General features: G+C 72.4%; 12 protein-coding genes and 1 pseudogene. 9 read left to right on the top strand and 4 right to left on the bottom strand.

Features of this window, described 5'->3' with window-relative positions; genetic code table 11:
- Positions 1 to 117: 117 nt before the first annotated feature.
- Entirely contained in the window at positions 118 to 831 is a 714-nt protein-coding gene (rplQ, locus tag WD794_00475) for a 50S ribosomal protein L17 (protein ID MEX2288785.1), read from the top strand.
- Positions 832 to 974: 143 nt separating this feature from the next.
- Positions 975 to 1724 (top strand): tRNA pseudouridine synthase A, encoded by a 750-nt coding sequence (locus tag WD794_00470; protein MEX2288784.1) that lies wholly within the window; start codon positions 975 to 977, stop codon positions 1722 to 1724.
- Positions 1725 to 1807: 83 nt separating this feature from the next.
- On the opposite strand, the gene WD794_00465 is transcribed toward WD794_00470, so the two are convergent.
- A complete protein-coding gene (locus WD794_00465; protein MEX2288783.1) occupies positions 1808 to 2365 on the bottom strand; it encodes a YceI family protein in 558 nt (185 codons plus the stop codon).
- 255 nt (positions 2366 to 2620) lie between these two features.
- On the opposite strand from WD794_00465, the gene rplM reads away from it, so the two are divergent.
- From rplM to pepN, 4 genes and pseudogenes are all read left to right on the top strand, one after another.
- Complete coding sequence (gene rplM, locus WD794_00460; GenBank protein ID MEX2288782.1) at positions 2621 to 3064, top strand: 50S ribosomal protein L13; 444 nt, start codon at positions 2621 to 2623, stop codon at positions 3062 to 3064.
- 17 nt (positions 3065 to 3081) lie between these two features.
- A pseudogene (gene rpsI, locus WD794_00455) lies at positions 3082 to 3459 on the top strand (30S ribosomal protein S9).
- 95 nt (positions 3460 to 3554) lie between these two features.
- On the top strand, positions 3555 to 4883 hold the full coding sequence (gene glmM / locus WD794_00450) for a phosphoglucosamine mutase (protein ID MEX2288781.1): 1329 nt from the start codon (positions 3555 to 3557) through the stop codon (positions 4881 to 4883).
- Positions 4884 to 5040: 157 nt separating this feature from the next.
- Positions 5041 to 7479 carry an aminopeptidase N gene (pepN, locus tag WD794_00445; GenBank protein MEX2288780.1) on the top strand — a complete coding sequence of 813 codons (2439 nt, stop codon included), beginning with the start codon at positions 5041 to 5043 and terminating at the stop codon, positions 7477 to 7479.
- Here the strand turns inward: pepN and WD794_00440 are convergent.
- Positions 7471 to 7863 carry a hypothetical protein gene (locus tag WD794_00440; GenBank protein ID MEX2288779.1) on the bottom strand — a complete coding sequence of 131 codons (393 nt, stop codon included), beginning with the start codon at positions 7861 to 7863 and terminating at the stop codon, positions 7471 to 7473. The two genes, pepN and WD794_00440, sit on opposite strands and share 9 nt — an antisense overlap.
- A gap of 36 nt (positions 7864 to 7899) precedes the next feature.
- Here WD794_00440 and WD794_00435 point away from each other — a divergent pair, with 36 nt between their 5' ends.
- Together WD794_00435 and WD794_00430 are read left to right on the top strand one after the other, a co-directional pair.
- Positions 7900 to 8130, top strand: a complete 231-nt coding sequence (locus WD794_00435) for a ribbon-helix-helix domain-containing protein (protein ID MEX2288778.1) — start codon at positions 7900 to 7902, stop codon at positions 8128 to 8130.
- The gene (locus tag WD794_00430) at positions 8114 to 8464 is read left to right on the top strand and encodes a type II toxin-antitoxin system PemK/MazF family toxin (protein ID MEX2288777.1); all 351 of its coding nucleotides are present in this window, start codon (positions 8114 to 8116) and stop codon (positions 8462 to 8464) included. Before WD794_00435 ends, WD794_00430 begins: the two co-directional genes overlap by 17 nt.
- Before the next feature lie 110 nt (positions 8465 to 8574).
- Here WD794_00430 and WD794_00425 read toward each other — a convergent pair whose 3' ends face one another.
- Positions 8575 to 8742: a hypothetical protein gene (locus tag WD794_00425; protein MEX2288776.1), complete on the bottom strand. Its 168-nt coding sequence runs from the start codon at positions 8740 to 8742 to the stop codon at positions 8575 to 8577.
- A gap of 99 nt (positions 8743 to 8841) precedes the next feature.
- Between WD794_00425 and glmS the strand changes: the two genes are divergently transcribed.
- On the top strand, positions 8842 to 10668 hold the full coding sequence (glmS, locus tag WD794_00420) for a glutamine--fructose-6-phosphate transaminase (isomerizing) (protein MEX2288775.1): 1827 nt from the start codon (positions 8842 to 8844) through the stop codon (positions 10666 to 10668).
- Between the two features lie 117 nt (positions 10669 to 10785).
- On the opposite strand, the gene WD794_00415 is transcribed toward glmS, so the two are convergent.
- Positions 10786 to 11334: a hypothetical protein gene (locus WD794_00415; GenBank protein MEX2288774.1), complete on the bottom strand. Its 549-nt coding sequence runs from the start codon at positions 11332 to 11334 to the stop codon at positions 10786 to 10788.
- Between the last annotated feature and the right edge of the window lie 574 nt (positions 11335 to 11908).

The following is an 11908-nucleotide window of genomic DNA, read 5'->3' as shown; positions in this document are numbered from 1 at the left end:
CTGGGCCCCGCCTGCGGCGGGCCGCTCAGCATGACGCAAGGGGCAACAGGCAGGGCCGCGGCGACCGCCGACGCGCCCCCACGGAGCTCCCGCTCCCGCACCTGAGAAGAGAAGGACATGCCCACTCCCGCCAAGGGCCCGCGCATGGGCGGCAGCCCGGCGCACGAGCGGCTGATGCTCGCCAACCTCGCAACCGCGCTGTTCGAGCACGGCCGGATCACCACCACCGAGGCCAAGGCCAAGCGGCTGCGCCCCTACGCCGAGCACCTGATCACCTTCGGCCGGCGCGGCGACCTGCACGCCCGTCGCCAGGTGCTCAAGCGCCTGCGCGACAAGAGCGTCGTGCACACCCTGTTCGCCGAGATCGGCCCGCGTTACGCCGACCGCCCCGGTGGCTACACCCGCATCCTGAAGCTGGGCAACCGCAAGGGCGACAACGCGCCGATGGCGATCATCGAGCTGGTCGAGGCGCAGACCGTCGCACAGCAGGCCGTCGGTGAGGCCGAGCGGGCCCGCGGCACGCAGACGGCTCCGACGAAGGCGCCGACCGGCGCCACGCGGGAGTCCGCCGAGGCGCTCGCAGCCGAGAGCCCGACCGCGGCTGCCGTCGCGGCGCAGCCCGAGACCGACGAGGCTCCCGTCGCCGCCCTCCCGGACGCAGCCGACAGCGCCGCCTCGACGGACAGCCCGGACTTCCCGGACGAGGCCGTCACCAGCGAGCAGGCGCTCGCCGAGGACGACGCCGCTGCCGAGCAGTCTCCCGCCGACGAGACCCCGGCCAGCGAGCCAGCTGCCGAGGCCGGGCCGGCCGACGACGAGGGCACGAAGTAGCACCCGCACCTCCCGACGAGCCCGCCGCCCCCGCTGGGGGAGGCGGGCTCGCCCGCGTCCGGCACCCCGAGCCGGGCACGCTCCGGGTCCGGCTCGACCTCGCGTACGACGGCACGGACTTCAAGGGCTGGGCCCACCAGCCGGTGCACCGGACGGTGCAGGGGGTGCTCGAGCACGCGCTCGCCGTCGTCGTCCGCGCCGACCCGCCGCGGCTGACCGTCGCGGGGCGCACCGACGCGGGGGTGCACGCGCGCGGGCAGGTGGCGCACGTCGACCTGCCGGAGGCGCTCGCGGCCGACCCGCTGCTGCTGCGCCGGCTCAACGGCCTGCTGCCGCCGGACCTGCGGGTCCGCCGGACGAGCCTGGCGCCGGCCGGCTTCGACGCCCGTTTCTCGGCGCTGGCCCGCACCTACCGCTACCGGGTGGCCGACGGGCCGGAGGCGGTCGACCCGCTGCGCCGGGACGTGCTGGCCTGGCCGCGCCCGCTCGACCTCGTCGCGCTGCAGCAGGCGGCGGCGCCGATGCTGGGGGAGCACGACTTCGCGGCGTTCTGCAAGCGTCGTGAGGGGGCATCGACGGTCCGCGCGCTGCTCGGGCTGGAGTGGGTGCGCGAGGACGCCGGGCTGCTCGTGCTGACCATCACCGCGGACGCCTTCTGCCACTCCATGGTGCGCTCGGTCGTCGGGGCGATGCTGGCCGTCGGCGAGGGAAGGCGGGCGCCGCAGTGGCCGGCGTCACTGCTGGCCCTGCGGGCGCGGGCCACCGTCGTCGCCGTCGCCGCCCCGCACGGGCTGACGCTCGAGGCGGTCGCCTACCCACCGGACGACCAGCTGCTGTCCCGGCAGGCGGTCACCCGCGGCGGGCTGCGGAGGCTGACCGGCGATGCGCTGTAGCCGGAGCCCGGACGACTCCGCGCGCGAACGCGGCCGGGCCGGACACCCGAGGGTGCCCGGACCGGCCGGAGGCAGCTCGTCGACTACGCGCGGATGGCGGAGACGTCGAACTCCAGCGTGATCTTGTCGCTGACCATGACGCCGCCGGTCTCGAGCGGGGCGTTCCAGGTGATGCCCCAGTCCTTGCGGTTGATGACGGTCTTGCCCTCGAAGCCGGCGCGCACGTTGCCGTACAAGTCGGTGGCCACGCCGGTGTGCTCGAACTCGACGCTCACCGGGTTGGTGGTGCCCTTGATCGTCAGGTCACCGGTGAGCGCGAAGGTGCTCTCGCTCAGCACCTCGACGCCGGTGCTCCGGAAGGTGATCTCCGGGAAGGTCGGCGCGTCGAAGAACTCGTTGGTGCGCAGGTGCCCGTCGCGCTGCTCCTGGCGGGTGTTGATGCTGGCGACCTGGATCGTCACCTCGGCCGTGGAGGCAGTCGGGTTCTGCGCGTCGAGGTGCGCCTTGCCGTCGAACTGCTCGAAAGTGCCGCGGACCTTGGTGACCATTGCGTGCCGCGCGGTGAAGCCGATGCTGCTGTGCGTCGGGTCGATGACGTAGTCGCCGGTCAGCGCGGTGGGAGCGGTGGTGGGGGCAGTCATGGGATCTCCTCGAAGTTGTGCTTGCGTATGCAACTATCACTACGGCACAACTCGTTGAATTGTCAAATATTCCGCCGGCTGCGGGAACGGGTGTCGGGATCGGCGCACGGCGCGGCGGAAACTGCAGCCCGCGAGGACCTGCTCCGGCTTTGCCTGTCCGCTGCAGCCTCAGGTATCGTGGCCCGCTGTTGCGCGGCGCGGCGAGTTGACGTGTGCCCGGCGCGGCCCCGAAGACATCCTGAGAGAGCGGTTCCTGTGCGCACGTACACCCCGAAGCCCGGCGACATCACGCGTGCCTGGCACGTCATCGACGCCGAGGACATCGTGCTCGGCCGGCTCGCCAGCCAGGCGGCGCAGCTGCTGCGCGGCAAGCACAAGCCGTACTACGCGCCGCACCTGGACACCGGTGACTTCGTCGTCGTCGTCAACGCCGCCAAGGTCGCCATGACGGGCAACAAGGCCGCCCAGTCCACGGTCTACCGCCACTCCGGCTTCCCCGGTGGGCTCAAGCGCACCTCCTACGCCGACGTGCTCGCGACCCGCCCGGAGCGGATCGTCGAGAAGGCGATCAAGGGGATGCTCCCGCACAACACCCTGGGCCGGCAGATGCTGTCCAAGCTGAAGATCTACGCCGGGCCGACCCACCCGCACCAGGCCCAGTCGCCGGTGCCCTACGAGCTGAAGCAGGTTTCGCAGTGACCGCCCCCGCAGAGCTGATCCAGACCGTCGGCCGCCGCAAGGAGGCCGTCGTCCGCGTGCGCCTCGTCCCCGGCACCGGCCAGTACAAGCTGAACGGCCGCACCCTGGGGGAGTACTTCCCGAACAAGGTGCACCAGCAGGCCATCAACGAGCCGTTCGTCACGCTCGAGAAGGCCGAGCAGTACGACGTGATCGCCCGCCTGCACGGCGGCGGCATCAGCGGCCAGGCCGGCGCGCTGCGCCTCGGTATCGCCCGCGCGCTCATCGAGATCGAGCCCGAGGACCGGCCGGCCCTCAAGGCGCAGGGCTTCCTGACCCGCGACGCGCGGATCAAGGAGCGCAAGAAGTACGGCCTGAAGAAGGCCCGCAAGGCGCCCCAGTACAGCAAGCGCTAGTCCGCCTCCGGCGAGACAAGCGCCAGAGCGTCCGTCCCCGAGGCGGTCACCCGGACCGGGGTGGCCGCCTCGTGGCATGTCGAGAGGGATCTGCGATGGCACGGCTGTTCGGCACCGACGGCGTACGCGCCCGCGCCAACGGCGACGTCCTCACCCCCGAGCTGGCGCTCGCGGTGGCGCGCTCGGCGGCGCACGAGCTACTGGCCCGGCGGGACAAGACGGGCCGCCCGCTCGCGGTGATCGGCCGCGACACCCGCCCCTCGGGCCCGATGTTGGAGGCGGCCGCGGCGGCGGGCTTCGCCAGCGCGGGTGTGGACGTGCAGCTGCTCGGGGTGGTGCCGACACCGGTGGTCGCGCACGCCTGCGCCCGAGGCGGCGCCGACCTCGGGCTGGTCATCAGTGCCTCCCACAACCCGATGCCGGACAACGGGCTGAAGTTGTTCGGGCCCGGCGGCTGGAAGCTGCCCGACGAGGTCGAGGTGGCGCTCGAGGCGGGGCTGGGTGCGGCCCGGGAGCGTCCCACCGGCACCGGCCTCGGCGGTATCTCGGCTGCCTCGGACCCGGTGGCGTCCTATGTCGAGGGGTTGCTGGCGGCGCTGCCCGCGCGGCCGGCCGGCCTGAAGGTCGTCGTGGACTGCGCCCAGGGCGCGGCGTCGGTGCTCGCCCCCGAGGTGTACCGGTTGGCCGGCGCGGAGGTCGTGCCCATCGCCGCCGACGGCGACGGGGCGCGGATCAATGACGGCTGCGGCGCGACGCACCTGGAGCTGCTGCAGGCGGCGGTGGTCGAGCACGCCGCCGACCTGGGGCTCGCGCACGACGGCGACGCCGACCGCTGCCTGGCCGTCGATGCCGCCGGGACGGTCGTGGACGGCGACCAGCTGCTCGCGCTGCTGGCCGTGGCGTTGCACGAACGCGGCCGGTTGGCGGGCGACACCGTCGTGGCGACGGTGATGAGCAACCTGGGCTTCGTACGGGCGATGGACTCCCGCGGGATCACCGTGGTGCAGACGGCGGTCGGCGATCGCTATGTCCTCGAGGCCATGCGGGCCGGCGGGCACGTCCTCGGCGGCGAGCAGAGCGGGCACACCGTGCTGCTGGACCACGCCACGACCGGGGACGGGCTGCTCACCGGCCTCAGCGTGCTCGGCCGGATGGCCGAGACCGGGCAGTCGCTGGCCTCGCTGGCAGCGGTCATGACGCGGCTGCCGCAGGTGCTGGTCAACGTGCGGGCCGGCCGGACGCGGGCGCTGGACCCGGACGTGCTGGACGCGGTCGCGCGCGAGGAGGGGCTGCTCGGCGCGTCCGGCCGGGTGCTGTTGCGCCCGTCCGGGACCGAGCCGCTGGTCCGCGTGATGGTGGAGGCGGAGAGTGCGGAACAGGCGGACGGGGTGGCGCAGCGGCTCGCGGCGGTCGTCACAGGCTGAGCGGAGCGGCCACCCACCCCGCGCCCGCTGCCCCGCGCCCGCTGCCCCGCGTCCCCGTGGCGATCTTCTGGCGACTGGATCGGCAGCCGACGCGCCGGCGTGTCCGCTGCCGATCCAGTTCGCAGGAGATCAACTCCGGGCGGCTACGGTCCCCTGGGTGAAGAACCTGACTCGGGACGAGGCGCGGGAACGGGCTGCGACGCTGGAGGTCGCGTCGTACGACGTGCACCTGGACCTCACCGGTGGCGACGACGGCTTCGGCAGCACCTGCACCGTCCGGTTCCGCAGCCGGCCGGGTGCCGGAACCTTCGTCGAGCTGGACGGCGAGCTGGTCGAGGCGACCCTCAACGGCCGGCCCGTCGGGCCGCTTGTCGGCAACCGGCTGGCGCTGCCCGACCTGGTGGCCGACAACGTGCTGGTCGTACGCGCCCGCTGCTCCTACTCGCGTACCGGCGAGGGGCTGCACCGCTTCGTCGACCCGGTCGACGGCCTGACCTATCTATGGGCGCAGAGCTTCCTCGATGACGCACAGCGAATCTTCGCCTGCTTCGATCAGCCCGATCTCAAGGCGACGTTCACCTTGGCCGTGGATGCGCCGGTGGACTGGACCGTCGTCGGCAACACCCGCGGCACCCGCATCGGACAGCGCTGGACGTTCCCCCCGACCGAGCGGATCAGCACCTACCTCTTCACGCTCGCTGCCGGACCGTGGCACAGCACGTACCGCAATCATGACGGCATCGAGATGGGGCTGCACTGCCGGCGCTCGCTCTCGCCACACCTGGACGCCGACCTGGAGGAGCTGTTCGGCATCACCGCGCAGTGCATGGACTTCCAGCAGCAGACGTTCGGCCGGCCGTATCCGTTCGGCGACAGCTACGACCAGCTGTTCGTGCCGGAGTTCAACCACGGGGCGATGGAGAACCCCGGTGCCGTCACCTTCACCGAGGACCTCGTCTTCCGCTCCCGCGTCACGGAGGGAAAGCGTCGCAAGCGCGCCATGGTGATCGCGCACGAGATGGCGCACATGTGGTTCGGCGACCTCGTGACGATGCGCTGGTGGGACGACCTGTGGCTCAACGAGTCCTTCGCCGAGCTGATGGGGTTTCTGACCACCGAGCGGGTCACGCGGTTCGAGGGGGTGTGGGCCGACTTCAGCGCCACCCGCAAGGCCTGGGGCTACCGCGCCGACCAGCTGCCGAGTACGCACCCGGTGCAGGGCGACGTGCCCGACAGCCGCAGCGCGCTGTTGAACTTCGACGGCATCTCCTACGTCAAGGGGGCCTCGGTGCTGCGCCAGCTAATGGCGACCGTCGGCGATGACGCCTTCTTCGCCGGTGTGCGTGCCTACGTCGAGCGGCACGCCTTCGGCAACACCACCTTCGATGACCTGCTGGTCGAGCTGGAGCGGGCCGCTGGTCGCGACCTCGACGACTGGGCCCAGGCGTGGCTGCAGACCTCCGGGGTGAGCACGCTGCGTCCGGTGCTGAACGGCGCGGCCGGCGTGCAGCAGGACTCGCAGGTGCTGCGCCCGCACCGCATCGGCGTCGGCCTGTACGACCTGGCCGGCGACGCGCTGGTGCTGCGCGACCGGCTCGAGGTCGAGGTGACCGGGCAGCGCACGCCGCTGCCGGTCGAGCAGCGGCCGGACCTGCTGCTGCTCAACGACGGCGACCTGACCTTCGCCAAGGTGCGCTTCGACGACCGCTCCCTTGCGACGGTGCTGAGCGACCTGCGGCGGCTGCCCGACCCGCTCGCCCGGGCGCTGTGCTGGGCGTCGCTGTGGGACGCCTGCCGCGACGCCGAGCTGCCGGCGGCGGCGTTCGTACGGGCGGTGCTGGCCAACGTCGGTGGCGAGAGCGACTCGGCCGTCGTGGAAGCCCTGCTGGCGCAGGCCCGTACCGCAGCGACCCTCTACTCGAGCGACGGACCGGCCCTGCGTGCGCAGCTGGCGCAGGCCGCGTGGGCAGCCGCGCAGGAGGCGGCGCCGGGTAGCGACGGCCAGCTGTCGCAGGTCCGCGCGTTCGCCGCCGCCGCGGACGGCGAGCAGGCCCCGCGGCTGGAGGCGCTGCTGGACGGCAGCCGGATTCCGGAAGGTCTGGACGTCGACACCGAGCTGCGGTGGGCGCTGGTGGAGGCGCTGGCCGCTCTGGGCCGGCTGGACGAGGCGGCGATCGACGCGGAGCTGGCGCGGGACCGGACGGCGGCCGGGCAGCTGCACGCGCTGACCGCCCGCGCCGCCCGGCCATCTTCCGACGCCAAGGCCGCGGCGTGGCGGGCCGTCACCGGCGAAACCACGCTGTCCAACCACGAGAGTCGCTCGGTCGCAGCGGGTTTCTGGCAGCCGGGGCAGGACGAGCTGCTGCGGCTGTACGTGCAGCGCTACGTCGACGAGCTGCCGGACGTGTGGGTGGCGCGCACCCCGCAGGTAGCAGGATCTCTTGCCCAGCAGCTGTTCCCGTCCACGCTGGTCGAGCAGGACGTGCTCGACCGAACCGCCGTGCTGCTCGACGAGCGGCGTCCGGCTGGCCTGCGCCGTTTCGTCGCCGAGCAGCGGCACGACCTGGAGCGCGCCCTGCGGGCCCGGTCAGCCTGACCGGCGCAGCTCCGCCAGCTGCTCGCGCAGCCGGTCCGGCAGCCGGAGGCCTCGCAGCACCAGCCCCTTGCTGCTGACGTACGCGCGGTCCACGCTCGTGCCGTCGTCGAGCCGAAGGGAGATCCGCAGGTCGGCGTTCGGATCCGACTCGAAGCGCCAAGGCGCCGCGAGCAGCTGGTCCACCATGTCGCGCACGACCTCCGGGTCGTCCTCGCGGGCCAGCTCGGTGCGACCGTCCACCTGGCTGAGAAGGGAGATGGCCCCCGCGTGCTCGCGCAGACCAAGGAACAAGTCCGCGCCGGTGCTGGCCGAGGGTGGCGTATCGAGCTCGGCCGGATGCGTTCCCGGCAGGCGGTGCGGGCGCCGCGCCACCCACGTATTCACGTTGCCACTGCAGTGCTACCGAGGTAGCATCAAGGCATGAAGCTCAGCGTGAGTCTGCGGGACGAGGACGTTGCCGTGCTCGATGAGTACGTGCAGGCATCCGGCCTGAGATCCCGCTCAGCAGCGGTGCAGCACGCGATCAGACTCCTTCGCCACCCCGACCTCGAGCAGGACTACGCCGCGGCGTGGAGCGAGTGGGAGTCCTCCGGCGAGCAGTCCGCCTGGGAGTGCACGGCTGCCGACGGGTTGAGTGATGCTGCGCGGTGAGGTGCGTCTGACGGACCTCGAGCCTGTACGCGGCAGCGAGGCGAAAACGCGCCGCCCAGCCGTCATTGTGAGCAACAACAGTGCCAACGCGTCAGCCAGCCGATCGGGGAGCGGCGTCATCACCGTGGTGCCGGTGACGAGCAACGTCGCGCGGGTCTTCCCGTTCCAGACCCTGCTACCGGCCGACCGGACCGGACTGCGGGTCGACGCGAAGGCGCAGGTCGAGCAGGTCCGAGCCGTCACCGTGCTACGGGTCGGACCCGTCGTGGGACACGTGCCGGCGCAGGTCATGGCCGAACTCGACGAGGCGCTCCGCCTGCACCTGGAGCTGTAGCGACGAGGGTCGCCCAGGGGCCAGCACGCATCGCCCGCCAGACGCGGGCGCTGTCGGCCGGCCCGGACAGTCACCGCGCTCAGCCGCTGCGGTGCACAGCCGCCCCGCGCTCAGCCGCTGCCGACGCTGCCCTCGACGTCCGGCAGTTCGACGCCACCGCCACCACCGTCGCGCTCGTTGTCCTGGCGGTCCGTCTCGACCTCACCGGAGGCGCTGCAGCCGAACAGGGCGGTGGAGACGGCGAGCGCGGCGAACAGGGTTCGGAGCGGGTGCGACACGGGACCTCCCGGGGGCGATGTGGACTGAATCGGCTCCTGCCCCGCGACCACCCGGCCAACCACGCGGTACACCACGGGGCGGCGGCTAGCCTCAGCGCCATGTGCGGCATCGTGGGTTACGTCGGGGGCAGGTCGGCGCTCGAGGTCGTGCTCGACGGCCTGCGGCGGCTGGAGTACCGCGGCTACGACAGCGCCGGCGTCGCCATCCTCGACGGCGGCGCGCTACAGGTCGAGCGCAAGGCGGGCAAGCTCGCCAACCTCGAGAAGGAGCTGGCCGAGCGTGACCTCCCCGGCACCCTCGGCATCGGTCACACCCGCTGGGCCACCCACGGCCCGCCCACCGACGCCAACGCCCACCCGCAGGTCGACTGCGCCGGTGCCGTCGCAGTGGTGCACAACGGCACCATCGAGAACTTCGAGCGCCTGGTCCAGGGTCTCGAGGAGCGTGGCCACGAGCGCCGCTCCGACACCGACACCGAGGTCGTCGCCCACCTCGTCGAAGAGCGGTACGACGGTGACCTGGCGGCGACCGTGCGCTCCATCTGCAAGGACCTCGAGGGGTCTTTCGTCCTGGTCGTCAGCCACCGGGACGAGCCCGACCTGATCGTCGCCGCCCGGCGCAACCTGCCGCTGGTCATCGGCCTGGGCGAGGGGGAGAACTTCGTCGGCTCCGACGTGACGGCCTTCATCGCGCACACCCGGCAGGCGCGTGCGGTCGAGCAGGACCAGGTCGTGCAGGTGCGTCGCGACGGCGTCACGGTGACCGACTTCGACGGCACGGTCGTCCAGGGCGAGAGCTACCACGTCGACTGGGACACCGACGCCGCCGAGAAGGGTGGCTACGAGTTCTTCATGCTCAAGGAGATCGACGAGCAGCCCGGCGCGATCCGCGACACCCTCGGCGGACGGCTGACCGCCGAGGGACTGCTGCACCTGGACGAGCTCGCGATGAGCGACGAGGACGTGCGAGGCCTCGAGCAGGTCGTGATCATCGCGTGCGGGTCGTCCTACCACTCGGGGATGGTCGGCAAGTACGCCATCGAGCGCTGGTGCCGGCTGCCCGTCCACGTCGAGCTGGCATCGGAGTTCCGCTACCGCGACCCGGTGGTCGGGCGCAGCACCCTCGTCATCGCCATCAGCCAGAGCGGCGAGACCGCGGACACGCTCGAGGCGCTGCGGCACGCGCGCTCCCAGCGCGCCTGGGTCCTCGCGGTCACCAACACCATCGGCTCGACCATCTCGCGCGAGAGCGACGCCGCCTTCTACACCCGCGGCGGTCCGGAGGTGGCGGTCGCCTCGACCAAGGCGGTGATGACGCAGATCACCGCGATGTACGTCGTCGGGCTCTACCTCGCCCAGCTCCGCGGCACCCGCGACCCTGACGAGGTGCGCGCGCACCTGCGCGACCTGCAGGAGATCCCGGACCTCGTTGTCGAGGTGCTCGCCAGGATGGACGGCGTCCGCGAGCTGGCCGGCGAGATCGCGCACGAGCCGCGGGTGCTCTTCCTCGGCCGGCACGTCGGCTACCCGATGGCGCTCGAGGGCGCACTCAAGCTCAAGGAGCTGGCCTACGTCAGCGCCGAGGGGTTTCCGGCGGGCGAGATCAAGCACGGGCCGATCGCGCTGGTCGAGCAGGGCACGCCGGTCGTCGTGATCGCGCCCCGGCACGCGCTGCAGGCCAAGCTGGTCAACAACGTGCAGGAGGTGCGCGCCCGCGGCGCCCGTACGATCGTGCTCGCCACCGACGGCGACGACAGCGTGACGCCGTACGCCGCCCACGTCATCCGGGTCCCGGACACCAAGTCGCTGCTCACGCCGCTGCTCACCATCGTGCCGCTGCAGGTCCTGTCCGCCGAGATCGCCCGGCTGCGGGGCCTGGACGTCGACCAGCCCCGCAACCTGGCCAAGTCGGTGACGGTGGAGTAGCCCCCGGCTGATCCCCCCTTTCTCCCAGCTGATCCACGCGAAGTCTGAGGTGGATTCAGTCGACCAATCCACCCCAAAGTCCGCGTGGATCACCCGGGGCGGGGGGCGTTTCGTGGTTCAGCGCAGGAGCGGCCCGCGGGGCACGACCTCCAGCCCGGCCGGCTCGCCCAGCCCGCGGAGGCGCCGGTCGGACACCGCTGCGAACAGCCGGGCGTGGAAGGCGGCCGGATCGGCGCGGTACCGGGTCGGTATGACATGCACCAACGACAGCCCAGCGTTGGTGGCGCTCTCGTGCCTTCCCAGCGTGTCGTCGAGCTGCTCCTGCTCCCCGTGCCGCTCCTTGCTGTCCATCTCGGCGCCCACACCGGTGCCGACCAGATAGACGTCGAGGTAGCCGGCGAAGCGGCCGTGCAGGCGGACCTCCGGATTCACGTAGAAGGGATGCCCACAGCCGATCAGCCCGTCGACCAGCTCTGCCTCAGGTGGCGAGGCGGCCCCGCGCTGCGCGTCCCGCACTGCCCGACGAGCCCAGGCGGTGCGGGCCACGGCGCCTGCATCCAGCAGCGCCAGCAGATCCGGGATTCCGGCGTGACCGTCGGCGACGGCCCCCAGCACGAGCCCGCGTACGTCGCGCAGTGACTGGCACTCCCGGGCGCCGTCGACCACCAGTCGTGCGGGATCGGCGACGGGTAGCCGTCCCAGCTCCAGGTCGGGATGGCCGACACGTCTGCTGCTCGTCGTACGAGGACCTGCGGGTTGGACTGTCGCTGAACGGCCGGACCCACCAGGACCTGTACCCGGTCGTCGCCGGCACCCAGCGCATGTCCAGCTGCTGCGCGGCCATGAGCCCGGTGAGCACGGTGCGGGGCGCAGCACGCGCGCCCGGCTGCCGCTGATCGGCATGCTTCACCGCCGCGTGGGCCCGTACGAGCGGACCGGCCGGGTGGGAGGGCGCGAGGTACATCCCGCGCCACAGCCGGCTCCACGTCCCGGCCGCCACCAGCCGCGGCACGACGCTCAGGTCGACACCTGCCGCGCGCAGCTCACGCGCGCTCACCACGCCCTGGCAGCTGCTGCCGAGCTGAGCACCCAGTCGGGCGGCCTCGTCCATGCGCATCCGCGCAGTTCACCGGCAGCAGCCGGTTCCGGACAGCACCTGCGGCCAGGCTGTGGACGAACCACCGGCACTCCACTGCCACAACCCCCCGCACACCCCCGGCCCCCTCCATGATCCGCGTGG

The organism is Mycobacteriales bacterium (assembly GCA_040902655.1).
Taxonomy (GTDB): Bacteria; Actinomycetota; Actinomycetes; order Mycobacteriales; family SCTD01; genus SCTD01.
The sequence above is the reverse complement of the archived record's forward strand: the minus strand, read 5'-3'. Positions and strand labels throughout refer to the sequence as shown.